The following is a 26,982-nucleotide window of genomic DNA, read 5'->3' as shown; positions in this document are numbered from 1 at the left end:
CTCAATCATTGTCGGACAGCCCCGCACCGGCACCCAGCTTTCGGGATTCCTCGGTTGCAGGGGCATAGGTTCGGTGTGCAAATCGGTTCAAAGCGTCCCAACTTGCTTTGTCGGGATGCGCACGTGTTTGTCTTTGGTGGGCCTTAACGGCGTCGGACGTGAGGGACACCACAACGCGCCGAGCGGTGTCAGGAAAATCCCCGGCCAGCTCCAAGCAAACGCCATCAGTCTTGGCAACGGCCCCGTCACAGTCGACACTCACCGTTTGCTGCGTAAGCTTTGCGACATTTGCGGCAAAGGGCAGAAGGAGGGACGGAACGGCCACATTTTGCATCTCGATCGACGTATCCGTCAGATGCCGTGCGCAATCAGACAGCAGAGCCCCGACAACGACTGGGCACAGATCACCTTCACTTTTCCAGACACCTTCAATTGCATGCGGTCGGTGGTCGTCCAACCGATCCGTAAGTTCACGATCAAGAACATGCAGCAGTTCTGCGCTGCCGTTTTGGCCCTGAACACACAGCCAGCGTGCAGCCTTTGAAGCCTCTTCGGCCAAGCCCCAGGAATATCCTGCGCCACGTGCGGCGCGTTTGGCGGTGGCTTCCATTTCGTTCAGGGAATAGCTCATTGCGCGACCTCCGGGTAAACCCAAAGATCCGCGTTCTCGTGGGTCAGCTCGTCGGGATAGGGCGCACCGGCATACATACAAATCCGGACCCAACGATCTGATCGTGGGTCAAAACGGGTTGCCCCGAAAAACGACAGCTTCGCCCGCAACATGTCGATGGGTAGAACCGAAGCCGAGATCGTATTATCGCGAATTTCCCCGTAAGGCGCGATTTGGCTGATCTGCGCCCGCCGAATGGTGTGGCGATGTTCTGGGTGCTGCAAAAGAAACTCAGCAATCGGCTGATCCGCGTCATACGAGGCCAGCGCATTGAACGCAGCAACGGCATCCCGGGCAGGGGCAAGCGGTTGCTCATATTCCGCGATGGGTTCCTCGAAACGCTCCCCAAGACGCGGTTCAAGCTTCTCCTCCGACACATACCAAGCCCGCGCTTGGTTTTCCTTTTCGGTCCAATCGGTGTCAAACGCCCAACCAAAACTGTCTTTGATCAAGGCACGGGTCTGCGCAATCGTGGCGGCCCCGTCGATCACGAAAGCCTCTTTATTGCTGTCCGCCATGCAAGTGGTCAGTCCGTCAACAAGATCGCCATAAGGCTCAAGCATCAAAGACGCGACAAGCTCTTGCCCTTCTTCGGTAAGTGCAGTTGCAGCCCAGTTCATAAGCTTGTCCCACGGGGCATCCCCTGCGAGCGCACCTCCGGAAAGATAGGCGTTCAAAAGCTTCAAGTCAGCTTTCAGCTCATTAAGCTTCTTAATCTGAATTGGGTGTTCGGATCGCCACTGATCAACCGACTTAGCGCTTCGTTGCAGAAGCGAGGTGAAGACGTCGCGCTCATCCGCACTTGCAGATTTCAATGCACGCACGCGTGCAATCGCCTCTTCCCTCACCATGATCCAGTTGTTGAACAAGACCGGGTGGTTGACGATGAACGGCGCCATACCCAAGCCCGTTGAATTTCCGATGCCAAGCTGGCGCGCGATGTTGGGATCAAGAGCAACAGCTTGGTCGCCCCCTTTCGCATTCGCCACGTGCTGCACTAGATCACGCACAAATGTCCGGGTCAGAAACACCGACAGCATCTCGGCCTGGAAAGGAACGGCCATCTCTTCACGATCAGCGATACCTTCGCGGTCCGATGCACCAAGCTTGCCCGATCCATAGACCGCCGTCGTACGCATCAAATAGCCAACCGCGTCGATCTTCTCCTGATCAGGCTGCTGCCCCGCTGCCAGTGCATCGACAAAATGTGCCCACAGACGCACGGACCTGTTGGCGCGAGACACCGAGATTTCACGCCCGCTGACTCGACCGGCTTCCTGCAGCGGCACATTCTGAGACAGACGTTGGATGTCCGCCGCATCTGGCACTCCATCAAACAGCGTAAATGTTGCATCCCATGCGGTCGCAATCACTCGGTCTGAACGCATTTCGGGGGGAAGGTCATGTGCAAACGCAACAAGCGAATAAGCGCGATCGGGACCTTGCGCTGTGTAAACTGCATTCCCTACGCCATCGGCATTGATGTTAAATACCGGGCGAGTGAACTTCCAGTTTTCGCGTGCCATGCGACGGGTCAACACGCGCATGAAGCTAAGCCGGCACTGATGCAAAGACCCTAGCCGTTTCAACCTCATCACATCTTCAGGGGCGCGGCGCGTGATATGATCGGCTGCTTGTCTCATTTGGATTGTGGCCCGAAATTGTTATCGAAGAAGCGGTACCAATTGCCGCCCATAATGCCGGCAACCTCGTCTGTGTTCATCCCCGTTGCGCGCAATCCGTCTTCGATATTTCCGAAGTCACGATTGTCCTCAAACCAGCTTGGCATGGGAGGGAAGCCGGGCGCGGATTTGGATCCTTCGCCATAGTCGATTTCTTTCGTCCAGCGGCCAACACGCATCCATTCCACAATACTGTCGGGCTGATCCTGACACAGATCGGTGCCAATCCCCAGATGCTCTACCCCGTACTTTTCTGCCGTCCGGGCAATCATCTCGCAGAAGCTTTCGAGCGTGCAATCGGACTTGTCCTTCAGGTGATGCGGATAGATCGAAAAGCCGAGCATTCCACCATGTTCGGTCACCGCGCGGATCACCGCATCGCGCTTGTTGCGCAAGGCAGGCGACCAATCATACGGATTCGCGTGAGTGATGGCGATGGGACGCTCGGACATTTCGGCGGCCTCGATGGTAGACCGATCAGCCGAATGGCTCATGTCGACCACAAGGCCTACCCGGTTCATCTCTTTGATGACCTGTTTGCCCATGCGGGTGATGCCGGTATCTTCTGCCTCGTAACAGCCCGTCGCAAGAAGCGATTGGTTGTTATAGGTCAGCTGCATAAAACGCGCACCCAATGTGTGTACGATTTCAACCAGACCGATGTCGTCTTCAATCGGCGACGGGTTTTGGAAGCCAAAGAACACGGCAGTGCGGCCAGTTTCGCGGGCCACGTCGATGTCGCTGGCCCACTGACCTTTCATGATCAGATCGGGATAGGTCTCGAACCAGCGGTTCCACTTTTCAAAATTCAGGACGGTCTCGCGGAAGTTCTCGTGATACGAGATGGTGACGTGGATCGCGTCCACGCCCCCTTCACGAAGCTGGCGAAAAATCTTCTCGGACCAGTTGGCGTATTGAAGACCGTCAATCCGCATCAGACGGGACCGGCGCTGATGTAAGCGGTCTTAACGGTGGTGTAGAACTCGGCGGCTGCCTTGCCCTGTTCGCGTGGTCCGTAAGAGCTGTCACCACGGCCACCGAAAGGCACGTGGTAATCCGTGCCTGCGGTTGGCAGGTTCACGGTAACAACACCGGTGCGCGCGTTGCGGCGGAAATGCGTGGCGCGAGCCAGCGATTTCGTGACGATGCCTGAAGTCAAACCGAAATTGGTGTCATTCACTGTGGCCAGCGCTTCGTCGTAACTGCCCACTTTGATCACACTGGTCAGGGGCGCAAACATTTCCTCGCGGTTGATGCGCATGTCATTGGTGGAGTTCAGGAACACGCCCGGTGACATGTAGAAACCTTCAGTCGGCATTTCCAGACGTGCACCACCACAGGCCAGTTCAGCCCCTTCCGACTTGCCCAGATCGACATAAGCAAGGTTTTCGCTCAGCTGCTGTTCGCTGACGACCGGACCCATCTGGGTACCCTCTTCCAGCGCGTGGCCAACTTTCATCGCTTGTGTGCCTGCCACCAGCTTTTCGACAAAGGCGTCGTGAATGACTTCATGGACAACAAGGCGCGAAGACGCGGTACATTTCTGGCCGGTGCCGCCAAAGGCGCCACCAAGCGCCAGCGTGACCGCCAAATCCAAATCGGCGTCGTCCATTACGGCCAGCGCGTTCTTCGATCCCATCTCCATCTGCACTTTGGTCAAGTTCTGGATGGCGGCGGCGGCAATACCTTTGCCCACCGGCACAGAGCCCGTAAAGGAAATCGCGTTCACTTTCGGGCTTTCCACCAGACGCTGCCCAATCGAGCGGCCAGCGCCCATTACAAGGCTGAACAGTCCCTTTGGGATGTCCTGACGGTTGATGATCTCGGCCAAAGCAACGGCCGATGCAGGCGTCGCATTGGCCGGCTTCCAAATCACAGCGTTGCCATAGCAAAGCGCAGGCGCAATTTTCCATGACGCGGTGGCGGTTGGGAAGTTCCACGGGCTGATGATGGCCACGGTCCCAACGGCTTCGCGACGCACGTCAATCTCAACACCCGGACGGACGCTGTCGGCGTTCTCGCCCAATTGGCGCAGACATTCGGCGGCGTAGTAGGTGAAGAATTGACCGGCGCGATACACCTCGCCTTTACCTTCTGCAAACGGCTTACCTTCTTCACGGGCCAGAAGCGTCCCCAGCTCTTCACAGCGTGCGATCAGTTCGTTGCCGATGGCCATCAGAACCGCTTGCTTACGCTCCATGCCATAGGCTTCCCACTCGCGCTGGGCGACACGGGCCTGATCCAAGGTCGCTTCAAGCTGGTCACCGCTGGCTTGTGCAAACATACCGACAAGATCGGATAGGTCTGACGGGTTGCGGTTTTCGATCTCGCTTTCGCCAGTCTGCCATTCGCCAGCAATCAGGTTTTTTTGGATATCAGTCATGGAAGAGTCGCCTTACACAGAAGTCAATTTCATCCAGTATGGACTTTTTACATCACTTCAATCAAACTCAAATTACTGAAGTAAGTTTCAATAATTTTGAATGTTGATCAATGACGCTGAAAATCGAAATGCTCCGGGGCTTCGCGACCGTTGCGCGACGTGGAAATCTAAGTGACGCAGCACATGCGTTGGGACGCACGCCATCGGCTGTATCTATGATGCTTAAACAGCTTGAAATACACCTGGGTGAACCGCTGTTCGAAACGGACCGCAAGAACAAATTGACCGCCCTTGGCGAATACGTTCTTGAACAGGCAGAACGCGAGCTGTCTCAGTTTGACAGCACCGTTCGAGCCATCGAAGGCTTTGCAAAGGCTACGCATGGACACGTGCGGATCGCAGCGGTTCCGTCCGTCGCAGGGTCAATCATTCCACAGGTTTTCCTGCGCTATATCAATGAACTAAGCAATGTGGATATCGAACTGCGAGACATGGATTCCCATTCCATCTTGCACGAGCTTTCCCGTGATCGCATCGATATCGGCATTGCAACCCTTGGTGAAAACAACGCAGGGCTTCACAGTCAGTTTCTGCTGTCTGACGCCTTTGGTGTGATCTGTCCAAAAGACCACCCGCTGGCGAAACAGCAAGGGCCGATAACTTGGGATGCACTGTGGAACGAACGGTTGATTGCCAACAGCCTGTCCGCCGGGATCGATGCCGCCCCCTCGCACGAGTTGCACCAAAAAGCACTGCTGACGGCACAAAACCTGACGTCCCTGACCGCGATGGTTCGAGCGGGAATTGGAATCACAATCCTGCCGGAAATGGCAGTCAGGGCATCAAATTCCACAGACCTTGCGTTTCGACCACTCACCGATCCCGTTGCGAAACGGCGAATCCACTTGCTGCGCAAAGCTGGGGCCACGCAGTCCCCGACCGCCCGGCGACTGGAACGTCACATCCTCGATTGCGCCAGCGAGTTGACTCAACAGGATGGGTTTGGAGCGGAGCCATGACCGACACACCTCTTACCCTTGGCATTCTGATCTTTCCAGGCTTTCCAATGGCGTGCCTGACATCCTGTATCGAACCCCTCCGCGCTGCCAACGAGATATCTGGACGTAAGGCGTTTCGATGGCAGGTGATTGCCGAAACAAACACGCCTGTTCCTTCCTCTGCGGGTGTCAGCTTCGCACCCGACATGGCCCTGTTCGAGGTCCAAGACATTGACCTGTTGTTGTTTACGTCCAGCCCAAATGAAAGCTTCAAAACGCCAGCCCGGGCACACGCAGCGCTGCAACGTTTGTCACGCCGAAAAACCCGGCTGGGTGCGATTAGCGGCGGTGTCTTTGCTCTTGCCCGCACAGGGCTAAGCGGTGACACGCCAATGTCTGTGCATTGGTGCTATGAAGCCGCGTTTCAGGCGGAATTTCCAGACATCCCAATCCAGAACACGGTGATTTGTCAGGATGGACCGCTGACCACAATTTCAGGTGCCTCGGCAGTTTTCGATCAAATGCTTACTCTGATCGAAGAGCGTTTGGGCGGCGACATCATGGCCGAGGTCGCCTGCTGGTTTCAGCACCCCTATATCCGAAGCGCAACGGCTGCTCAGAAAACGCCTGCGCACACGACTGCAAAAAGTCGAGACCAGCTTCCTCAACAGGTGGCGAAGGCCATCGAGCACTTTGCAGAGCATATCGAAAGTCCGATACAAATCAGCGATGTCGCCGAGGCCGTCGGGGTTTCCACCCGATCGCTTGAACGGAACTTCAAAGAGGCGACAGGACAGAGTCCTCTGAAGTATTATCGTAGGATGCGTATGAACCAAGCGCGGCAGCTTGTGCTTTACTCAAACACTCCTGTGACCGAGGTGGCTTTCATGGTTGGCTATTCCACGCCCAGCGCGTTCCTGCGTCACTATCGCGAAAGCTTTGGTCGAACGCCGATTGCAGATCGACGTGCCAAGAATTCGATGCGTGTTGGATCCAGCGATGCGCTGCCCATCGGTTGATCAGGCGATCGACTGGGCCGCCGCCATCAGCGCATGATGCAATGACGCCGCCGAGGAGCGCGGGGCAATCACCGCCACGCGGTCGTCATCCAGACGCCACAGGAACGCGCCCAGATGCTCGATCGTGCCACGGGTGACATCTCCGGCGGCCATTGTGCGCAGTCGGACGTTGGACAGCCGTTCAAACAGGTCGCAGAGCGCGGCGCCTGAAACGTCGAACCGGCACCAGCCGTCGGTCTGTTCCACGACCGAGGCCGTGTCGCCGACCATCTGCTTTAACTCAGCCGCCAGCAGTTCATGCTGGTCGTGACTGGCAGAGATCATCCACTGATCGGGGCCGGTCCATAACGCGGTGAAGTCGCTTTGAGACTCGGTTTTTCCCACGCCTGGAAGGATCAGTGGCAGTACTTTTTGCAGCGCATCCCGTCGGCCATCGCGCGCGGCCACAGACGCCAGTGCCTGATCCACAACCTCGGTGATGGTCTGCGTTCCGATTTGGTCCACGCGCGGAGTGTCCGCGCCCAGAGGGGTGATGGGTTTCAACTTATGCACGGAGCTTCTCTCCTTCCGGATCGACGAAGTGCGGACTGACTATTTCGACCAGAACTTCATGCCCTTCCAAGGGATTAACCAGCCGCAGCTGTTCGCCTATACGTTCGAAGCCAGACTTCACGAAGCCAAGCCCGATCGCACTTTCAAGGATCGGCGAATAGGCTGCCGAGGTGACATAGCCCTGATCATGCGCCGCATCGATGGGACCCAATGTGCCCATCAAATGCCCTCCGGCAGGCACGGGTTTCGACGCATCCACCGGGCGCAGGCCCACAAGGTTCAGCGCGTCCTCAGTGTTCATGCCCTCTCGCCGCGCCAGCACACTTCCAACAAAATCCTTCTTGGTCGAGACCATACGCCCAAGCCCAAGGTTCAGCGCGGTGGTGGTCCCGTTCAGTTCATTCCCTGCCGCGTGGCCCTTTTCGATCCGCATGACACCCAGCGCCTCGGTGCCGTAGGGGGTCACGTCGAACTCTTCACCTGCCGCCATCATCTCGCGCATCAAGGCGTCACCATATCGGGTGGGGACAGCGATTTCATAGGCCAGCTCGCCCGAGAACGAGATGCGGAAGAGCCGCGCGCGGCAGCCACCGCAGACGGTGATTTCACCGCAGGACATGAAGGGGAATGCCTCGTTCGAGATGTCGAACTCGGGGTCCACGATCTTTTGCAGAAGCCTGCGCGCATTGGGACCGGCCACGGCGTATTGCGCCCAGGCCTCGGTGGTGGAAATCAGCTGTACGTCTAGATCCGGCCACAGGCATTGGCGGGCGAATTCCATGTTGCGATAGACCAGAACCGCGTTGGCAGTGGTGGTGGTGACAACGAAGTGATCCTCGGCCAGACGCGCGGCGGTGCCGTCGTCATAGGCCACGCCATCTTCGCGCAGCATCAGGCCATAGCGCACCTTACCCACAGGCAGTTTCGCAAACCCGTTGGCATAGATTTTGTTCAGGAATTCGGCGGCATCCACCCCCTGCACGTCGATCTTGCCCAGCGTGGTTACGTCGCAAATACCGACAGAGCTGCGGGTCGCCAGAACCTCGCGATCCACGGATTGACGCCAGTGTGTCTCACCTTTCTGTGGGAACCATTGCGCGCGCAGCCAGTTGCCGACCTCAACAAACACGGCGCCCTGCTCCTCGGCCCATTTGTGGCTGGGGGTCAGGCGGGTCGGATGGAATTCCTTGCCCACCGCACGGCCCGCAAACGCACCCATCGACACGGGCGTATAGGGTGGGCGGAAAATGGTGGTGCCGGTGTCGGGGATCGACTTGCCGGTCAGCTCGGCCATTACAGCCAGCGCGCCCATGTTCGACGTCTTGCCCTGATCGGTTGCCATGCCCAGCGTGGTGTAGCGTTTCAAGTGTTCTACGGATGTGAAGTTTTCCTGATGCGCCAGCTTCACGTCCTTGACAGTCACGTCATTCTGGAAGTCCAGCCACGCGCGTTTCGCGCCCGAGACGTGCCAAAACGGGGTGAGCGACACCGGGCCATCTTCCGCCTTGGGCAGAACTACGGGGGACACGGTGATACCAAGATCGGACAGAGCCTCGACAGCCTTCGCCGCGCCCGAAGTCAGTGCCGCATGCGTCGACATCTCGCCCATTGCTGCCCCGGCAACGCATTGGCCGGGCGGTAGGTCCTTTCCCGGGACAAAGGCGTGGATATCTTCATTCCAAACCGGGCGACCGCGCTGGTGGCAGGTCAGGCTAAGGTTGGGGTTCCAGCCGCCGGACATGGCAAGCGCACCGCAGGGGATCACGCGGGTCTGGCCGTCGGCCAGCCGCACGGTGACAGACGTCAAACCCAAACGGCCCTTCGTGTCCACGATTTGCGCACCGGCCAGCACTTCGGTCCCGTCGATCTTGGGGGCATCCGGGCGAATATCCACCACGGCGGGCACTTCGACCCCTTTTGCGATCAGGTCACGGGCGGCCTGATGTGCGTCGTCATTGTTGGCAAAGACCGCCACCGACTGCGCGGGCGTAACCGCATAGCGGTTGGCATAGGCGCGGGTGGCCCCGGCCAGCATCACGCCGGGACGGTCGTTGTTCTCAAACCCAATCGGTCGTTCAATCGCTCCGGCTGCAACCAACGCCCGCTTGGAGTAGATCCGCCAAAGCGTCTGGCGCGGCTTGTCTGTCTCGGGGGCGATCAGGTGATCCGCGTTGCGCTCCACCGCGCCATAGATACCATGATCATAGGCTCCGAACACGGTGGTGCGTGGCATCACACGGACATTCGGCGACGAGGCAAGCTCGGTCTGTGCCTGTTCGACCCACTCGACGCCGGACATGTCGGACAGCGGTGCGGCTTCCATGAGCAGACGCCCACCCAGCCGGAAATCCTCGTCCGCGATAATGACTTGTGCACCCGCTCGACCCGCGGTTAGCGCCGCAGCCAGACCCGCAGGTCCTGCCCCGATCACCAGCAGATCACAATGCAGGAAGCCCTTGTCATAGACATCTGGATCATCTTCACCCGTCAGGCTACCCAGACCGGCAGCTTTACGGATGATCGGCTCATAGAGTTTCTCCCAAAACGCCTTCGGCCACATGAAGGTTTTGTAATAAAAACCGGCACTTAGGAAGTTCGAGAAGCGATCATTGATCGCCATCATATCGCGCTCCAGCGACGGCCAGCGATTTTGCGAGTTGGCGACAAGCCCATCATAGATCTCAGCCACGGTGGCGCGCGTGTTCGGTTCCTGACGCCCGCCCGACCGCAGTTCGACCAGCGCATTGGGTTCCTCGGACCCGGCGGTCAGCACGCCGCGCGGACGGTGATATTTGAACGACCGTCCCATCAAGCGCACGCCATTGGCCAACAGCGCAGAGGCCAGCGTGTCGCCTGCATGCCCCTGATAGCTATTGCCATCAAACGAGAAATTAAGCGTGGCTGACCGATCGATCAGCCCACCGGAAAGGCGGTTAAGCTGTGTCATGCACCCACCTCAGCGGCTCGGTTCACGCGGGCTACATCACGGGCCAGCTCGACCTTGGTGATTTCATGTGTGGTGGTATCGCGGGTTACGACCAGCCATGACCGATCGCCCTGTTCGTGAAACCACAGCTCGCGATGCAAACCAGCAGGGTTGTCGCGCAGATGCAGATAGTCGTGAAATTCTCGAAGCGCATTTTCTGACAACCAATACGGTCGATTGATCAGGCTCGCGTCACCCAGATAGGTGAATTCCTGCGCGTCGCGCGGCCCCAGAAGCGGATGGTTGATGATCATCTCGTCGTCCTCAGTGCAGGTATGGTTGGGCGCCCTGCCCTTTTTCGTCAATCATGTGCCCGGTCATGAATCGATCCAGCCGATACGCCGTGGCGGTCTCATGCGGACGGTCGGTTTTCAGAAGATGGGCAAAGCAATACCCCGCAGCGGGCGTGGCTTTAAAGCCGCCATAGCACCAGCCGCCATTGAAATAGAGCCCCTCGATATGGGTCTTGTCTATGAAGGGTGAGCCATCCATCGACATGTCCATAATGCCACCCCAGCTGCGCAGAAGCCGCGCGCGCCCAAGACCCGGGATCAGCGACATGCCGCTTTCAATCACGTCCTCGACCACCGGCAGGTTGCCGCGTTGGGCGTAAGAGTTGTAGCCGTCGATATCGCCACCAAAGACCAGCCCACCCTTGTCGGACTGGCTGCAATAGAAATGCCCAGCGCCATAGGTGATCACGCCTGGAATGAAGGGTTTCAGCCCTTCGGACACGAAGGCCTGCAGCACATGGCTTTCTATTGGCAAACGCATCCCCGCCATTGCCATCACACGGCTGGAGCTTCCCGCGACAGAGACACCCACTTTCTTAGCGCCGATGAACCCGCGCGAGGTTTCAACACCCAGCACGCGACCGTTTTCGATCTTGAAGCCCGTGACCTCGCAATTCTGAATGATGTCCACGCCGCGCTGGTCCGCGCCTCGTGCATAGCCCCAAGCGACCGCGTCGTGGCGCACGGTGCCGCCGCGCCGGTGCAACAGCCCGCCCTTAATGGGGAAACGGGCATTGTCGAAGTTCAGGAAAGGGTACATGGCGCGTACGCCATCCGTGTCCAGAAGCTCGGCATCCGATCCGTTCAGGATCATCGCGTTGCCTCGTCTGCGCGCCGCATCCCGTTGCGCGTCCGTATGCACAAGGTTCAGAATGCCGCGCTGGCTGACCATCGCGTTATAGTTCAGATCCTGTTCGAGCCCTTCCCAAAGTTTCAGCGAAAACTCATAGAACGGCTCGTTCCCATCCAGCAGATAGTTCGAGCGGATAATCGTCGTGTTACGGCCGACATTCCCGCCACCGATCCAGCCCTTTTCCAACACCGCGATCCGCGCGCCATTGAATTCTTTCGCCAAATAGTAAGCGGTCGCCAAACCATGCCCGCCGCCGCCGATGATCACATAGTCATAGGCATCGTGCGGGTCAGGATCACGCCATTGCGGTCCCCAACCTTTATGCCCGGTCAGTGCTTCTTTGATCAGCCTGAAAGCAGAGTATTTCATCGCAAATCCAATTATCGCCTGTGTCTATTGATCCGCTCCATAAGGGAAACCGACAGCGCGGTTTCTGACAATTGTGTGTATAAAACCGACAACCCCGCCACATGTGGTGCACTGATCAGGCCTAAAAGCGTATCTCAAACTCAGCGCCAACCGTTTTCGAAGCGGAGCTGTGGGGCGTGATGTGCAAACGCGCACCATAGATCTCTAAAAGGGCCGAGACTATGGCCAACCCCATCCCGGTTCCCCCCTGCGCGCGACGTGTGGTGAAGAAAGGATCAGCGAGTTTTGCGGTATCATTTTCCGAAATGCCTTCGCCGTCATCAGAAATTCGCAGAACCCCATTCTGATACTGCAGTTCCAAATTCTGCGCGCCGTGAGCCAAAGCATTCTGCGCCATGTGCAGAAGTATGATTTCGCCATGATCATTCGAAAGCGGAAGCTCGTCTTCACTGGGCTCGACAATTCGAATGGTCAGACCGTCAAGATCCGGCAGCATCGTCGGCAGCGACCCAGGTCCTTTTTGCGCTTCCTGACGTAGCTGAGACATCTCGCGCAGTCGGGTTAGCAAGGTGTTCATCCGCTCGCTTTCGCTGTGGATATTTCCAAGCAATTTGGCGCGGTTTTCTGGACTCATTTCTTCGCTTTGAAGCAGCTCAGCAGCACCCGATATCGAGGTGACCGGAGATTTCAGTTCATGGGTGACATGGTCCGTATAGGTCGCAATCTCTTGCGATCTTTGATCCAAGGTATCAGCCATCGACAGCATACTTTCACCAAGATCCGCTAGTTCGCGCATACCGTAGTGTCGCAAAGGCTCCGACTTGGGCTTTTCACCCGCGGCAATTGCCCGCGCCTCATCGCGCAGCCCGCGTACGGGGCGCGACATGAGTCGCAACAAAAGGAAGCCAAGCAGTAAAGCCCCCGACAGGGTGAAGATTCCCATGATCATCAACGGATCGCGCTCGCGGAAGACAAACTTTCGAAGGCTAAGCGGCGTGCGGGATAACAGAACCGCGCCAATGACGCGATCCTTGGACAAGACCGGATAGGCCACGAACACGCGAAACCCTGTGTCACGACTGATCGAGTTTAAAGGATGGCGACTATAGTCATCGTCACGGGCGCGCAGTGCGACCCCGACCTCTCCTGCCAGCGCCGCCTTAACCTCGGGCAGGGTCGAGATATTGCGCAACCCCGCTTCCCCAACACCGACCCCCTGATGATCCAGAAAAATGACGCCCGCCAGCGTGGTTTTTCCTGCGAATTGGGCCAGCTCGCCAAGGGTTGGCATGATTGTGTCGTGTCTGGGATCAACACGCGCTTTAACCAGATCGCCCTCAGGCAAAGGCGGCAGAACCGGATGATTGCGGACATCAATCTTGGAAGACAGCGGATGAAGGGACGCATTCCAGAACGCCAAAACATCCTTGTCGGGGATAGAGCCGATTTCGGGGCCTTCCAATGTCTCGAACTGAGTGCGGTAGACCTCGGCGTAGATGGCGCCTTGCTTCACAAGCGATTGCTCTGTTTCTCTTACGAACTGATTGGACGTCAACTGCACGGTCAGCATCGCGGCAAGTGGGATCGACACCAGTGCAACACAGATGAACACCACCACCAGAGCCATCGAAGGGCGCCATTTTTGGTGAATACGCGTCACGTGTTGCATGGCCCAAGCTTAATACCGACGCCATGAACGGTCACAATGACATCATCACACCCCGCCTGCGCAGCCTTGGCGCGTATGTTGCGAACATGGCTGTCGATTGTGCGGCCCGACATGGTTGAATTCGCTCCGTATATGGCCTGTATCAACTGATTGCGGTCATGCACGTGATCCGGCCGGGCCAATAAGCTTGCCAGAAGCTGAAATTCAGTTGCGGTCAGGTCCAGCGCCTGCCCGGCCACTTGGCAAACATGCCCCGCCGCATCCAACGACAATTCGCCGTAATGCTGGCGCCGGGTGGCCGCACTTGCGCGCGATAAGATCGCCTTGATCCGCAGCACAAGCTCGCGCGGGCTGAAGGGTTTGGGGACGAAATCATCCGCCCCCAATTGAAAGCCCAGAACCCTATCGATCTCATCATCGCGCGCGGTCAGAAACAGGACCGGCACATCTGATCGCGCCCTGATCGCTTTGCAGCAATCGAACCCGTCCATATTCGGCATACCAATATCCAACACCACCAGATCGATTTTCTCGCGCCCGATATGGGTCAATGCGATTTCACCGTTCGCGGCCTCGGTTGTGCGCATTCCGGCAGCTTCCACGGCGATACGGGTGATGTCGCGGATCTTGGGATCATCGTCTACGATCAGAATATGCGTAACCATGTTTGATGTCTTGCAAGGGGCAGAGCCGTTGTCCAGTCTAACTTGGTTGTGGATCATCCCTCAGACCCCCCACTTTGCGCCGGGGTCGCAGCCCCAACAGTGTCATCACAGCGATCATGATCATTCCAAGCATAGCTTCCGGCTCGGGCGATGATGATCCTGCGAACCCCTGCGGATAGGCATTCTTGGACACGCCCGATACCATCGGCAACGGAACGCTGGCTTGTTTCGCAGCTTTCCCAGATGTGTTCACCACTTTCTGAGACACTGCGACGAATGAAGTGTTGCGGGTTTGCAGTGAGAACTCTAACCCCAGCCGGGTGATTTCCTTGTCAGCAGCGTCCGCCTGATCACGCACAGCAATGCGGCGATCGAGTGTTGAAATCTGATTGCGTGCCCAGATCAATGGAAGTGCCGCTTCACCTTCCTGATCTGACAGGATCAGTTTCACAGGCATCTCCGCCTTCCGACCCTTTACAAGGCCTTTCAATGTAACCTGCCCCTGATCACTGCCTTTGTAGCGTGCATAGACACGCAAACTGCTTCCCGCGAAAAGGTCCGGCAGGCGCGAAGGCGTCATATCGGTGACTTCCAGATCACCCCAGTCAATTTCAATGTCTGTCAAAAGGGGTGTCTTCAGGTTCGCGGCCATAACCTCGGCCACGTCCATGGCGTCTTCGTCTAAGCCCACATAGCGTGCGTATCCGCGACCCTCATCTGCCATGGCATCCAGCAGATACCTGTTGGTCGAGCTTCCGATCCCAAACGCGTAAATACGCGATTGCCCGATTTGTTCACGAATGGTGCGCAGCACCGTAGCCTCGTCCCCGATATATCCATCAGATAGGAAAACCACGATGCGCATTGTGTTGTCAGGGTTGTCGGTTGCGAAGGCCGTGCGGATGGCCCTGTCGATCTCGGTCCCGCCGCTGGCAGATAGGCGCGAGACGAACTTGCGGCCTGCTTCAACGTTGAAAGTGGTTGCTGGGGTAGCGTCTTCCGCGAAATGCCGGGCGGTTCTGGAAAATGGGATGATCCGGAAATAGTCGTCGGGGCGCAGACCCTTTAGGGCGGCGTCCATGAATCGTTTGCTTGCAGCCAACGGTTGCCCGGACATTGAGCCTGAGGTGTCCAACACAAAAACCAGCTCGCGCGGGGTGGCTGTGGTTTCATCAGGCATGGCGGGCGGTTCGATCATGACTGACAGGAAGCCACCACGTTCGTCATGATGGGTCAGCGTTGCTGCCTGCAACGAGTCACCGCCCAGCATGTAGCGCAGGATCAAGTCTTTGTTGTCCATGACCTTTCCCTGCGAAAACTGAGCGCTTAGACCGGCTTGTGTTTCGACGATGTCCAGTGGATGCGTTGGGCTTGCAAATTGCGACATCTCAACCCCGGCGACCATGTTCAGGTCCAGCGAAACGCGTTCCGATAGGATGTTTTTGGGCAGGTCCAAACCGGCCACAGCTGGATATGCAGGCACGGGGCTGACCGACCAAGTGGCGTTCTGCACAGGCCCGTCGAGGTCGGAGGTGCGCTCTTCATCGCTCGAAGCCGGGCTTTCATAGCGCGGCCCAACGATCATCGGCACAACCAGCTCAAACTGCCCGTCTACCTTGGGCACCATTTGCACGTATTTCAGCGTGACCTCGACCGGCAGACCCGGCATCAAATTGGCGATCTTCTGAGTGAACATGTTCGGGCGGTGTTGGGTCAGCAACGCAGCTGCTTTGCCCTCGGATGCGGCTTGTTTGTACTCGGCTTCCGCGGTTGCTTTTTCGCGGATTACGGCCTGCACAATCTCGTCCCCGACCTCCATGGTCATCCCGAATACGGCCGCATTCTGGTTCAGCGGGAATAGATATTCTGCCTCTAACGGCACCTCGGAGGGGTTCGAAAAAACCTGACGCAGCTCAACCGTTGCCATGTCGCCCTCGATATTGACCTTGTAAGCGCTGTCCAGCATGGGCAGCTCAACTGTTTCGCCATTCACCTGCGCAATCACCCGCCCCGCGACGTCATCCAATACCGCTTGAGCAAACGCCGAAATTGGCAACGAGATCGCAAAGGCCACGGCTACAATCAGCAGCGTCGCGCGATTGATCCGGGGAAATCTGCGGCTAAAACTATGCGGTGATCGGCGTGGTCTTGTGATGGACATGGGAAACTCCTTCTGTCGAACAATGGTCAAAGGTCCAAAGCTGCAAGGGCCGCCTGCTCATAGGCAGCACGCTCGGGCTCGGGCATGGATTTTGGGGTGATGCGTTGGATGGATTGCCACACGCGTGAAGAGCCGTTCAGCCAGCTCCAGACAGCTTCGCCGACACCTGCGGTCTGCGCGCCGTCTTGCGAGACAAAGCTGACAGCGACGGTCCAGACCTGCCCATCAGGCGACGTGGCTTCGTAAACGGATGTGGGAAGCGGATCGAACCGCGTGCCCAGAAAGCGAACGTCGTAGCCCATCCCAAGCAGGCAGGTTGCCGGTGAATGAAGGTGCCGCAAGGGCGATGATGTGCGCACCACATTCAATCCCATGGGGCCAAACTGCGCCTTCTGCGCAAAGCCACCATAGCTTGCGAAATACAGCTTCTCAGTTGCGCTCAGCGGCACGGCCTGCGCGGGTTTCCCAAGAAGCTGGCCGGGCAAATTTATCTGCGCCACGGTATCGGACCGATCCAACGGCGTGCGCGGTGCGTTAACCACGGCTACGGCCATCACAAGCGCCAAACAAGCGATAGGAAAATGTAGCACGCGCGGCAATCTGAAAGCAGGCAACCAATGCCCACGGGCTTTGGCAGGTTGCGGGCGGTAGAGCACCACAACGGGCAGGGCAACCAGCGCTAATGACACAAGCCCGATTGTTGAATGCAGGCCCGGTTCCATCGTATTCACGCCTTGGCCAAGCCCAGCCGCAAGAAGCGTAATCCGCACACCATTGCCAATCACAGTGGCCAGAGCGATCACAACACCCGCAAGCAGCGCATGGAAGAATGCGGGACGAAACAGGACATTAATGAAGGCCCAGAGGCTGACCATCAACAGAAGGCCGGACGCGCCAGAACAGGGAAGGTCTACCAAGACATCCACGCCGTTCAGTTGCAGGCGCACGCCCTCGCAAGTCAGGTCCGCAAAGAACGGGGACAACATCGCGCAGGCAACGTCGGCTGACATCATCTGAAGCGGAAAGCCTGCGACGCGTTGAAGGATGGGGGCCAATGGCAAGCAGAACAGGAAGAACACTGAAAGCCAAAGCGGCGAAAGCGCAATGCGGCGCTGATCCAGCCGCAGGAACGTCGCCAGTGCAAACACATCAATCGCCAGCGCCAACGCGCTTAGGATGTTGATGGCGAGCATCTGACCCGCAAGCCGGACCCCGGCAGCAAAAAGGAATAGAACAAAAACGCGCCCCCGCGTGTCAGGGCCATTTGGACGGGAGCTCCAAAGGGACAGGACTGCAAGCCCGATAATCAAAGCGCCATACAATCCGCCATTGGATTGGTATGAGGGATCGCGCCAACTGGTAATCAGCCATCGCAAGGGTTCGATGGCCAGAAGAGCCGATGCAGTCGACAGGCCAATCCACAACAGGGTATCGCGTTTTTGTTCCATGCCATCGTTTTGCGCAGACAGTTGTGCAGATCAGCGCTGCAAGGTGTGCAGGAAATGTGCAGGAAGGCGCCTTAGTAAAGCATTCAACATGCCGTAGGCCTCTTGCACTCAATCAAGAATTGCATTTCCATGCGCGCAGCAGGAGTATTTGAGCTATGAAGAATTTCACACGGCGCGCGGCGCTTATTGGTGCTGGAGGTGCCGCAGGCTGGGTAATGTCTTCCTTGATCCGTGCGCAATTACCCGTCTATGAGGGAACCCGCCGCATAGTTGTTCCCGCTGGTGACAAGATACTGAATGACGCAAGCGGATTGTCGGCAACGCCGATCAACAAGCACCTACGCCTCAGCAGCTCTGCTAATGACAATTTGATTGACGCCATCCGCCGCGAAATTACCGAGGCAAAATCCGAAAACCGCCCGCTTAATGTTGGTGCAGCGCGGCATTCCATGGGTGGCCAAGCCATTCCCCGCGACGGGACAGCAATCACCTTTGACAACACAGAGGTTGAGCTGGACAGCACCGCATTGGCCTATCGCGCGCATGCAGGCGCACGTTGGTCCGATGTGATTGCCGCGCTTGATCCAGCGGGCTTCTCACCGAAAGTTATGCAATCCAACAACGACTTTGGGCTGGCGGCCACATATTCCGTGAACGCACATGGCTGGCCCGTCCCCTTTGGTCCGATGGGGTCAACCGTTCGTTCGTTGCGGATGATCTTGCCGTCCGGCGATCTGGTGACATGTTCGAAAACCGAAAATGCCGACCTGTTCAACCTCGCAATGGGGGGATACGGGCTGATTGGCGTCATCATCGATATGGAAATCGAGATGGTGAAGAACACGCGCCTTTCCCCCAGCTTTAAGGTGATGGCGACAAGTGAATTTGCCGCTGCATTTAAAAAGGCCGTCGAAGACCCTTCAGTCACCATGGCCTATGGGCGCTTGAACGTCGAACGCGAGACGTTCTTCGAGAAAGCCCTGCTGGTCACCTATCGCGAGACCGATGACCAATCCGACCTGCCCGTTGCACCGAGCTCAGGCTGGATGGCCCACGCCGCCAGCCGCCTTTACCGTGCGCAGTTGGGCAATGAGACGTTCAAATCATTTCGGTGGTGGAATGAAACCAGCGTGGGGCCGGCACTTGGCGGCGGGGATGTCACGCGAAACTCACTGATCAACGAACCTGTTGTCACGTTGGATGATCGAAACCCCGATCGGACTGACATTTTGCACGAGCACTTTGTCGGCTTTGACGCGTTCGATGCTTTCGTGGGCGCCTGCCAAGAGGTCATTCCTGCCTCGTATCAAGAGTTTCTGAATGTGACGCTTCGATACGTAGCGCAGGACGACCAAAGTGTTTTGTCTTTTGCACCAGAACCGCGCATTGCGGCCGTCATGTCATTCAGCCAAGAGCTGACACAGCGGGCCGAGGCGGACATGACGCGAATGACACAAGAACTAATTGATCGTGTTGTAGAGGTCGGCGGGGCCTATTACTTGCCCTATCGACCACATGCGCGGTTAGAACAACTCTCTGATGCCTATGCGAATGTAGGCCAATTCGTACGTGCGAAACGCGAGGTCGATCCTGACCTCGTTTTGCGCAACAATTTATGGGACCAGTATCTGGGGCGTTTATGACCAATCTACAAAAACTTTGCATGGGGTATTTCTTGGCATTGATGGGTGCTGCATCCCTGAATTACATACCCGGCCTGACTGACGAAGACGGTCTAGCGTTTGGGATATTTGCGCTTGATATTTATGACGATGCGCTTCATGTGGCCTCGGCCATTTGGGCGCTGGTTGCGGGGCTTTTGTCGCACAAGGCAGCCAGAAGCTTTCTGATCCTGTTTGGACTGGCTTATCTTGGCGACGGGGTTTTCGGCTTCTTCATCGGCTATGGATACCTTGATCTTGGGATCTTCACCAACGGATCGGCGGGGATGGAGTTTTCACTGCCGCGCGTGTTGGCCAACCTTCCCCATCTGGCTTTGGGTGGATTCGCCGTTTGGGCGGGCTTCGGACGTATGGGGCGCGCAGGTTGAAGCGGATCTGGCGATATACGAAGCGGCTGTTGCTGCTTGGCACCCTGATGATTGTGGGATTGCTGCTGCCGGTGGGCTATGTCGAAACGATGTGCCGCGGTGACGCTGAGCCTAAGGCCTACACCGCCCTGATTGCACCTGCCCATCACCGACCGGAATCCCGAACGCTTATGACCTATCCTGAATGGGATATCGTTCATGCGTATGAGGATTATGCGCGGGTCATCAATACCGCTGATCCGCATGATTTTAGCTTTTTTCAATCAATTGGTGGGTTCTGGTCATCCCTTTGCTCGCTTACTCGTGAGGCATCAAAACACGGCCATGTCGATGGTGAAACAAAGCAAATGGTCTATGTGATCGGCGTCAGTTTCACCGCCGAGCTGTTGCTTAAAGCCGCTTATGAAGAAACCATTGGGCGCTTGTTTACTGCCCTTCGCGGGGCCGAGCGCGCTCCGCTCGACGATGTATCGGCGCGTCAGGCCTCGGCCTATGCGGAGTTCCTTCAGCAAGTCCCATGGTACAAGTGGGACTTTCAAACGGATGAAGAGGAATTGAAAACAGCCGCGACCGGCAGCTTGCGCGATCAGGAACGTCGTTTCGCACTTGGCACCGAGTATGGGACCAAGGCCGCATATGCCGACGTGATTGCCAACGCAGTCGCGCAGGTTGGCGAAGATGCTCTAACACTCAGGATGATCGTATCCGGAGTGAATGCTGCGTATTTCGACAGGATCAGGGATGTACAGGTCGTCGGCGACCACGCGGAAGGGCTTGAGATCGAGACGCCCCGCTACCGCGCATTGACGCATCTTTTAACGAAGTTCGCGGAAGATGAGATCGACTTCGTGGAAATTGCAGGAAATGACGACATTATGTTTACCGCCCTGTCCGCGAACACCGCTGAACCGGGCGCGATTTACAGTCGTGCGCGGCAAGGGGCTGACGATCATCGCCACCTCATCGTTGTCAAAACTGTCGATCTGGCGGCCCGCCTGCGCAGCCTATCCGACACCGGTCTGATCTTGGAACATATCCATGACTATTAGGCGCTTTCTGGTCGCCATCCCGCTGATGTTTCTGGGATGGATTTCAGTGTTGCTTGCGGTTGCATTGGTCACCGATGAAGCGCCTGCCTATGTCGTCGTGTTTCCAAGCCAGTCTCTTCTGGGAAATCTGGCATCGGACACATCCGTGATCTCTAGGTCCCACTTCACAGTATCAGTCAGCTCAGAACAGTCCGGGTTCGCAAAGTCTTTGTACAAGAAGGGGGCGTGGTTTGTCCTTCCGGCTGGTCTGGCTGGATGCTTACCAATGCCACAGTCCACCTTCGTTCATTAGCCAGATTCAGTCAGCCTCGGACCTGTTAGAATTGAAAGGTGGGATTCTGCTTTGTCTGCAGGACGGAATGCTGTACTAATTCTCTAGTTGTCACAGACGGAGATATGCCGTGGCGCGCCGACGCAGCGAGTTGCTCACAGATGTTGAGCTAGAATTTATGATCGCCCTCTGGAGCTTAGGCTCTGGTTCGGTGCGTGATATCATGGGCGCCCTAAATGGTGAAACCAAGCGGGCCTATACGTCCGTGGCGACCATCATGAAGATCTTGGATGACAAAGGGTATGTAACGTCCGAGCGGCAGGCCAGAAGCCTGGTGTATATGCCCGCCATTCAACGTGATGAATACGAGGGACGGTCCCTCAAAAATTTATCAGATGCTTTGTTTGGAGGAACACCAACCGCGCTTGTAGCGAGGTTGGTGGATAACGAAGATCTGACGGACGAAATGATCCAGGAAATAAAAGAGATCATTGATACAAGGATCAGAAAGGATGACGATTGAACAAATCGTAGGGGGGGTGATCTGGATTCAATCCATGATCTTGCTGGCCGCGTTGGTCTTTGCCGTTTTCGAAGCAGCATTCATGCTGTGCGGACAACGGCGATGCTTCCTGACGCGCCGCCGTTTGGGCGTGACCGCCTGTGCCAGCCTTGCCGTATTGCCAATTCTTCTGCCATTTCTGGTGTCATCGCCGCTGGCGACATCAGTGAATGCGACGGACGCGATTGTGGCGCAATATTTGAAGGGCAATCTTTCCGTCAGCGCCAGTGAAATGAGCGCCTTAATCTCGGTCAAACCCCAGATCGTTGACCTTGTCACCGGCGGTGGCTCGACACTGGCTATGATGCTGGTCGCAGCGTTTCTGGCGACACTCATCGGTCGAAGCTTTTACCTAGCCATCAATGTCGCGCGAATTCATCGGTCCATCCGCGCGGGACGCGTCATGGGGCAAAGCCGGCGCGTACGTGTGGTGCTCAGCCCCGAAATCACTGTGCCGTTCTCGACGCGCGGGCTGTGGTATTACTATGTCGTACTTCCAGAAAACCTGTACCGAGATCGCGATGCGATGCAGATGTCCATCGGGCACGAAATGCAGCACATCCGTCAGGGTGACGTGGATGCCGAAGTGATCTTGTCGTTGATCTCACCCTTGGCTGTTCTGAACCCCGGCTTTTGGTTCCTGTCAGGTCGCCTGCGCAAACTGGGTGAACTGGCTTGCGATCGCGCCTATCTGGCACGCCGTGGATTTGACGCACATGGCTACTCGATCCGTCTTCTCAGTATCGCCCGCCGCAACCGAAACACTCGCGGTCAGCCCCGCGCTTTTGGTGTGCCGTTGGTTGGGCGTTCTATTCCGTTCATGGGGCGTCGCTCGATGCTGAAAGATCGCATTCTTGAGATTGCTCGCGATCAGGCCAACCCAACACGCGAACGTCGCTTTGTGGGTATCGCTATGTCCATCGTGATGACCGCTTGTGTGTTTGTTGGGGCGACCTCGCTTGCGCAACCCGCGGATTGGAGCCACGAGCGGATTATGCTGTCGACGGTTGCCAATCTTGAGCGGCTGAACCAGCTGAACACAATGGCACAGCGAAGCTGGTAGTCATCACTACTTTAGGTGAAAAGAAAACGGCCCAGAAAACTGGGCCGTTTTTTGGTTTTCGTGAGTGGTGGAATGTAAACCTAGACTTTCCAGAAGCAGAAGACGCCCCATGCGATTGAAATTGCCAGCGGCCCCCAAAGCGGCATTCCGATAAGGCCCAACCAGATCAGAAAGATGAAACTGGTGCCCAGAAGGCTTAAGAAATAGCGATCACCGCGGGTGGTGGTCAGTCCCAGCACGCCCTGACGCTCTGCCCCGCCCGGGTATTTGATCTCGGTGATTGTCAGGATTGCGATCCCAGTGAAAATTCCAATGAAGACGAACGCTGTGGGCCACGTCCAAGCCATCCAACTTAGCATATCAAACCCTTCCCATCGCGAAGCCCTTCGCGATGTAGTTGCGGACGAAGTAAATCACGATTGCGCCCGGAATGATGGTCAAGGTGCCAGCGGCTGCTAGCAGTCCCAGTTCATACCCTGCGCTTGAGGCGGTTTTGGTCATGGTGGCGGCAATAGGCTTGGCGGCGACCGCCGTCAGCGTCTTGGCCAGCAGCAGCTCGACCCACGAGAACATGAAGCAGAAGAAGGCAGCCACACCGACACCGGCTTTAATCGTCGGGATGAAGATCGACACGAAGAAACGCGGGAAGGAATAGCCATCGACATAGGCTGTCTCGTCCAGTTCTTTCGGGACACCACCCATGAAGCCCTCCAAGATCCACACAGCCAGCGGGATGTTAAACAGGCAATGCGCCAGCGCCACTGCAAGGTGCGTGTCAAAGATACCCACCGCCGAATAGAGCTGGAAGAACGGCAGGGCGAACACCGCCGCCGGGGCCATCCGGTTTGTCAGCAGCCAAAAGAACAAATGCTTGTCACCAAGAAAGCGATAGCGCGAGAATGCATAGGCTGCGGGCAAGGCCACCGCGATCGAGATGACGGTGTTGATCGACACATAGAGGATCGAGTTTATGTATCCCCAGTACCATGTCGGATCGGTAAAGATTGTCCGGTAAGCATCCAGTGTGAAGGTTTGCGGGAACAGCGAGAACCCGGCGAGGATTTCATTCGTGGTCTTGAAGCTCATCGCGACAAGCCAATAGATCGGCAACATCAGGAAGATGATGTAGATGATCGGGACGAGGGATCGTTTCTTCATGGTTTCGCCCTTAATTCAGGTCGTCTTTGGTCATCACGGTGTAGAACACCCAAGACACCAAAAGCGTGATTGCGAAATAGATCAGAGACATCGCCGCTGCCGGTCCAAGGTCGAACTGCCCAAGGGCGATTTTCACCAAGTCGATGGACAAAAGCGTCGTCGAGTTGCCGGGGCCACCGCCGGTTAGGACGAAGGGTTCGGTATAGATGTTGAAGCTGTCCATGAACCTCAGCAGGATCGCGATGGTCAGCACGTTTTTCATCTTCGGCAATTGGATATAGCGAAACACCGACCAGTTAGATGCGCCATCAATCTTGGCCGCTTGATAGTAAGCATCCGGAATCGAGACGAGACCCGCATAGGCCAGCAGCACCACAAGGGATGTCCAATGCCACACGTCCATCGTAATGATGGTCACCCAAGCCGCGAACGGGTTTTGGGTCATGTCATAACTGATGCCCAGAACATGGTTAATGAAGTAGCCCAGCAGCCCAATATCAGGCAGCGCAAAGATGTTCCACATTGCGCCAACCACGTTCCACGGGATCAACATCGGAAGGGCCATTAGGACCAGACAGACCGGCACCCAGAAGCCTTTGCGGGGCATTGAAAGCGCGATGGCAATACCCAGTGGGACCTCGATGATTAGGATCAGGAAGGTGAACAGGAACTGGCGACCAAGGGCGGCGTGGAACCGTTCAGATCGCAGGATCTGTTCAAACCAAGTCAGCCCTTCCCAGAAGAAAAGGTTGTTACCGAAGGTTTCTTGAACCGAGTAGTTCACCACGGTCATCATCGGGATCAGGGCGTTGAACGCCACCAGGATCAACACCGGGAGCACAAAGAACCACGCCTTTTGGTTTTCGGTTTTCATGCTGAAACCTCCTGCGGGGCGGGATCGGTTGCGATCCAGCCATCGGAATAAACTCGGGTCTGGCTTTGCTGAAACTGCAAATGAACTTTGTCACCTTGCGCCGGTGCAGGACCGTTCAGAATGGCCGAGACCTTTTGGTCGCCCACCATCGCTTCGACCACGTTGTGGCGACCAACGTCAGCCACACGGTTGACCCGTGCTTCGATGCCAGTATCACCAACGGCCACAAATTCGGGACGGACACCGATTTCAATTCGGCCATCCGTGCCGGGCTTCACAGCACCTTCCAGTGGCACATTCTGACCTTGGAAGAAGGCGCCTCCGTCACGCAATTCAGCCGGAATAACGTTCATGCCGGGCGACCCGATAAAGTGGCCGACAAAGGTGTGAGCCGGTCGTTCGAACAGCTCGACCGGGGTGCCGATTTGAACCACTTCGCCGTCTTCCATCACCACGACCTGATCGGCAAAGGTCAGAGCCTCGGTCTGGTCATGGGTGACGTAGATCATCGTCGCTTTGACGCGCTGATGTAGCTCTTTCAACTTTGATCGTAGCTTCCATTTCAGATGCGGGTCGATCACGGTCAGTGGTTCATCGAACATCACGACATTCACGTCGTTACGCACCAATCCGCGCCCCATCGAGATCTTTTGTTTGTTGTCAGGTGACAGCCCGGCCGCGCGACGATCCAGCATGTCAGTGACCTCCAACATCTCGGCAATCGCGAGCACTCGTTCGCGCACAGTGGCTTCGTCCCTGCCCCGGTTGCGCAGTGGGAACGCGAGATTATCATAGACCGTCATCGTGTCGTAGATGACCGGAAACTGGAAAACCTGCGCGATGTTGCGTTGATCGGGCGGCAATGGTGTTACGTCCTGATCGTCAAACAATATCTGACCATCGGACGGCATCAGAAGCCCTGAAATGATGTTCAGAAGCGTGGATTTACCGCAGCCTGACGGGCCAAGCAGCGCATAGGCCCCGCCGTCTTCCCAATCAATATCGAGGTGCTTCAGCGCGTAGTCCTCGGGACCTTGCGGGTCCGGCATGTAAGAATGCCGTAGGTTCTTTAGTGTGATCTTGGCCATCTCGTCCCCCTTAGACGGCGCGGCTGCCATCGGGTGCAAAGTAAAGGCACGCGTTGGCATCCATGAAGAATGTGTGGTTTTCGCCGACCTCATACGGGTGGGCGCCGTGGGCAAGTGAAACCCAGGCATGGTTGTCAAATTCAAAATGCGCTGAGCTTTCGGAACCGCTGAGTTCCGTCACAGCGATGCGGCCCTCAAGTGGGACGGTTGCCATGTCATTTGGCTGCGGCACGATGTGATTGGGGCGCACGGCGACCGTGTATTCACCGTCAGCAAGACCAGACGTTTCAGAATTGGCAGTCCAATTGATATCCCCCATCCGGAAACTGCCACCCTGCTTCACCACAGGCGCATAGTTGATCGGTGGGTCCGAGAATATGCGCGCAGCTGCCAACGTGTCAGGAGCACGATAGATTTCTGCGGTTGTTCCGAATTGTGCGACGTACCCGTCGGCCATCAGTGCGGTTTGCCCGCCTAGAAGCAGCGCCTCTTCCGGTTCCGAAGTCGCATAGACCACCACGGCCCCGCGCCCGGCAAACAGCTCGGGCAGCAGCTCGCGCAATTCCTCGCGCAGCTTGTAGTCGAGGTTCGCCAATGGCTCGTCCAAGAACACGGCTTGGCTGTCTTTTGCGATTGCACGCGCAAGTGCGCAGCGTTGCTGTTGTCCGCCCGACAATTCATGTGGGCGGCGATGCAGCATCGGGCGCAGCTTCAGAATATCTGCGGCCTCTTCCACGCGGCCCTGAATTTCGGATTTCGCCATCCCAGCCACTTTCAGCGGCGAGGCGATGTTGTCGTAAACTGTCATATGGGGATAGTTGACGAAGAACTGGTGCACCAAGCTGATCTTGCGCTTTTGCGTCGTCAGTTTCGTTACATTCACTCCGTCCATAACGATCTGCCCGGATGCGATTGGGTCCAACCCCGCCATCATCTTGATCAACGATGTTTTGCCCGCTCCGGTTTCGCCTAAAAGCACATTGAAGTGCCCTTTTTCCAACGTCAGGCTGGTGGGTTTGATATGCGTCACCCCTTGAACCACCTTGGTGATGTCTTTCAGCACAAGTGCCATCGTTCGTCCTTGATTGAATACGCGCCAGTGGGCGGAAAGGGGGGCTG

The 26,982-nt window shown here is 56.8% G+C and carries 25 protein-coding genes; 8 read left to right on the top strand and 17 right to left on the bottom strand.

Annotated features, from left to right (window positions below; translation table 11 throughout):
• Position 1: 1 nt before the first annotated feature.
• From MWU55_RS04630 to MWU55_RS04615, 4 genes are read right to left on the bottom strand one after another with little or no spacing between them, the layout of a single operon-like run.
• A complete protein-coding gene (locus tag MWU55_RS04630; protein WP_246934586.1) occupies positions 2-631 on the bottom strand; it encodes a DUF3726 domain-containing protein in 630 nt (209 codons plus the stop codon).
• Positions 628-2,313, bottom strand: coding sequence for a hypothetical protein (locus tag MWU55_RS04625; RefSeq protein WP_246934585.1), 1,686 nt, complete (start codon positions 2,311-2,313; stop codon positions 628-630). The genes MWU55_RS04630 and MWU55_RS04625 overlap by 4 nt, the downstream gene beginning before the upstream one ends.
• Complete coding sequence (locus MWU55_RS04620; protein ID WP_246934584.1) at positions 2,310-3,287, bottom strand: membrane dipeptidase; 978 nt, start codon at positions 3,285-3,287, stop codon at positions 2,310-2,312. The genes MWU55_RS04625 and MWU55_RS04620 overlap by 4 nt, the downstream gene beginning before the upstream one ends.
• Positions 3,287-4,735: an aldehyde dehydrogenase family protein gene (locus MWU55_RS04615; RefSeq protein ID WP_246934583.1), complete on the bottom strand. Its 1,449-nt coding sequence runs from the start codon at positions 4,733-4,735 to the stop codon at positions 3,287-3,289. Before MWU55_RS04615 ends, MWU55_RS04620 begins: the two co-directional genes overlap by 1 nt.
• Before the next feature lie 110 nt (positions 4,736-4,845).
• On the opposite strand from MWU55_RS04615, the gene MWU55_RS04610 reads away from it, so the two are divergent.
• On the top strand, positions 4,846-5,754 hold the full coding sequence (locus MWU55_RS04610; RefSeq protein ID WP_246934582.1) for a LysR family transcriptional regulator: 909 nt from the start codon (positions 4,846-4,848) through the stop codon (positions 5,752-5,754).
• A complete protein-coding gene (locus MWU55_RS04605) occupies positions 5,751-6,752 on the top strand; it encodes a helix-turn-helix domain-containing protein (RefSeq protein WP_246934581.1) in 1,002 nt (333 codons plus the stop codon). The genes MWU55_RS04610 and MWU55_RS04605 overlap by 4 nt, the downstream gene beginning before the upstream one ends.
• Here the strand turns inward: MWU55_RS04605 and MWU55_RS04600 are convergent, their stop codons facing one another.
• The 8 genes from MWU55_RS04600 to xrtT form a co-directional block, all read right to left on the bottom strand.
• A complete protein-coding gene (locus tag MWU55_RS04600) occupies positions 6,753-7,304 on the bottom strand; it encodes a sarcosine oxidase subunit gamma (RefSeq protein ID WP_246934580.1) in 552 nt (183 codons plus the stop codon).
• Positions 7,297-10,251 carry a sarcosine oxidase subunit alpha family protein gene (locus MWU55_RS04595; RefSeq protein ID WP_246934579.1) on the bottom strand — a complete coding sequence of 985 codons (2,955 nt, stop codon included), beginning with the start codon at positions 10,249-10,251 and terminating at the stop codon, positions 7,297-7,299. The genes MWU55_RS04600 and MWU55_RS04595 overlap by 8 nt, the downstream gene beginning before the upstream one ends.
• Entirely contained in the window at positions 10,248-10,544 is a 297-nt protein-coding gene (locus MWU55_RS04590; RefSeq protein WP_246934578.1) for a sarcosine oxidase subunit delta, read from the bottom strand. The genes MWU55_RS04595 and MWU55_RS04590 overlap by 4 nt, the downstream gene beginning before the upstream one ends.
• Before the next feature lie 10 nt (positions 10,545-10,554).
• Positions 10,555-11,805, bottom strand: coding sequence for a sarcosine oxidase subunit beta family protein (locus MWU55_RS04585; protein ID WP_246934577.1), 1,251 nt, complete (start codon positions 11,803-11,805; stop codon positions 10,555-10,557).
• Positions 11,806-11,926: 121 nt separating this feature from the next.
• Positions 11,927-13,432 carry an ATP-binding protein gene (locus MWU55_RS04580; protein WP_246934576.1) on the bottom strand — a complete coding sequence of 502 codons (1,506 nt, stop codon included), beginning with the start codon at positions 13,430-13,432 and terminating at the stop codon, positions 11,927-11,929.
• A 29-nt stretch (positions 13,433-13,461) separates the two neighbouring features.
• Positions 13,462-14,139, bottom strand: a complete 678-nt coding sequence (locus MWU55_RS04575) for a response regulator transcription factor (RefSeq protein ID WP_246934575.1) — start codon at positions 14,137-14,139, stop codon at positions 13,462-13,464.
• Positions 14,140-14,176: 37 nt separating this feature from the next.
• Complete coding sequence (locus MWU55_RS04570) at positions 14,177-16,300, bottom strand: VIT and VWA domain-containing protein (RefSeq protein ID WP_246934574.1); 2,124 nt, start codon at positions 16,298-16,300, stop codon at positions 14,177-14,179.
• Between the two features lie 26 nt (positions 16,301-16,326).
• Positions 16,327-17,748: an exosortase T gene (gene xrtT / locus MWU55_RS04565; protein ID WP_246934573.1), complete on the bottom strand. Its 1,422-nt coding sequence runs from the start codon at positions 17,746-17,748 to the stop codon at positions 16,327-16,329.
• Between the two features lie 155 nt (positions 17,749-17,903).
• Here xrtT and MWU55_RS04560 point away from each other — a divergent pair, with 155 nt between their 5' ends.
• From MWU55_RS04560 to MWU55_RS04535, 6 genes are all read left to right on the top strand, one after another.
• Entirely contained in the window at positions 17,904-19,391 is a 1,488-nt protein-coding gene (locus tag MWU55_RS04560; protein WP_246934572.1) for an FAD-binding oxidoreductase, read from the top strand.
• The gene (locus MWU55_RS04555; protein WP_246934571.1) at positions 19,388-19,798 is read left to right on the top strand and encodes a hypothetical protein; all 411 of its coding nucleotides are present in this window, start codon (positions 19,388-19,390) and stop codon (positions 19,796-19,798) included. The genes MWU55_RS04560 and MWU55_RS04555 overlap by 4 nt, the downstream gene beginning before the upstream one ends.
• 29 nt (positions 19,799-19,827) lie before the next feature.
• Positions 19,828-20,847 (top strand): hypothetical protein, encoded by a 1,020-nt coding sequence (locus tag MWU55_RS04550; protein WP_246934570.1) that lies wholly within the window; start codon positions 19,828-19,830, stop codon positions 20,845-20,847.
• Positions 20,837-21,139, top strand: coding sequence for a hypothetical protein (locus MWU55_RS04545; protein ID WP_246934569.1), 303 nt, complete (start codon positions 20,837-20,839; stop codon positions 21,137-21,139). Before MWU55_RS04550 ends, MWU55_RS04545 begins: the two co-directional genes overlap by 11 nt.
• Positions 21,140-21,248: 109 nt before the next feature.
• Entirely contained in the window at positions 21,249-21,641 is a 393-nt protein-coding gene (locus tag MWU55_RS04540; RefSeq protein ID WP_246934568.1) for a BlaI/MecI/CopY family transcriptional regulator, read from the top strand.
• A complete protein-coding gene (locus MWU55_RS04535) occupies positions 21,631-22,743 on the top strand; it encodes a M56 family metallopeptidase (protein WP_246934567.1) in 1,113 nt (370 codons plus the stop codon). Before MWU55_RS04540 ends, MWU55_RS04535 begins: the two co-directional genes overlap by 11 nt.
• An 80-nt stretch (positions 22,744-22,823) precedes the next feature.
• Here the strand turns inward: MWU55_RS04535 and MWU55_RS04530 are convergent, their stop codons facing one another.
• Genes MWU55_RS04530 through MWU55_RS04510 form a run of 5 tightly spaced genes read right to left on the bottom strand, consistent with a single transcriptional unit; the run spans position 22,824 to position 26,935 of the window.
• A complete protein-coding gene (locus tag MWU55_RS04530; RefSeq protein ID WP_246934566.1) occupies positions 22,824-23,102 on the bottom strand; it encodes a DUF2160 domain-containing protein in 279 nt (92 codons plus the stop codon).
• A gap of 1 nt (position 23,103) precedes the next feature.
• Complete coding sequence (locus MWU55_RS04525) at positions 23,104-23,901, bottom strand: carbohydrate ABC transporter permease (protein WP_246934565.1); 798 nt, start codon at positions 23,899-23,901, stop codon at positions 23,104-23,106.
• A gap of 10 nt (positions 23,902-23,911) precedes the next feature.
• A complete protein-coding gene (locus MWU55_RS04520) occupies positions 23,912-24,775 on the bottom strand; it encodes a sugar ABC transporter permease (RefSeq protein WP_246934564.1) in 864 nt (287 codons plus the stop codon).
• On the bottom strand, positions 24,772-25,863 hold the full coding sequence (locus MWU55_RS04515; RefSeq protein ID WP_246934563.1) for an ABC transporter ATP-binding protein: 1,092 nt from the start codon (positions 25,861-25,863) through the stop codon (positions 24,772-24,774). The genes MWU55_RS04520 and MWU55_RS04515 overlap by 4 nt, the downstream gene beginning before the upstream one ends.
• A gap of 10 nt (positions 25,864-25,873) precedes the next feature.
• Positions 25,874-26,935 (bottom strand): ABC transporter ATP-binding protein, encoded by a 1,062-nt coding sequence (locus MWU55_RS04510; protein ID WP_246934562.1) that lies wholly within the window; start codon positions 26,933-26,935, stop codon positions 25,874-25,876.
• Positions 26,936-26,982 lie beyond the last annotated feature (47 nt).

The organism is Aliiroseovarius sp. F20344, assembly GCF_023016155.1.
In the GTDB taxonomy this organism is placed as follows: Bacteria; Pseudomonadota; Alphaproteobacteria; order Rhodobacterales; family Rhodobacteraceae; genus Aliiroseovarius.
Note: the sequence above shows the minus strand (reverse complement) of the source record. Positions and strands in the feature narration are given on the sequence as shown.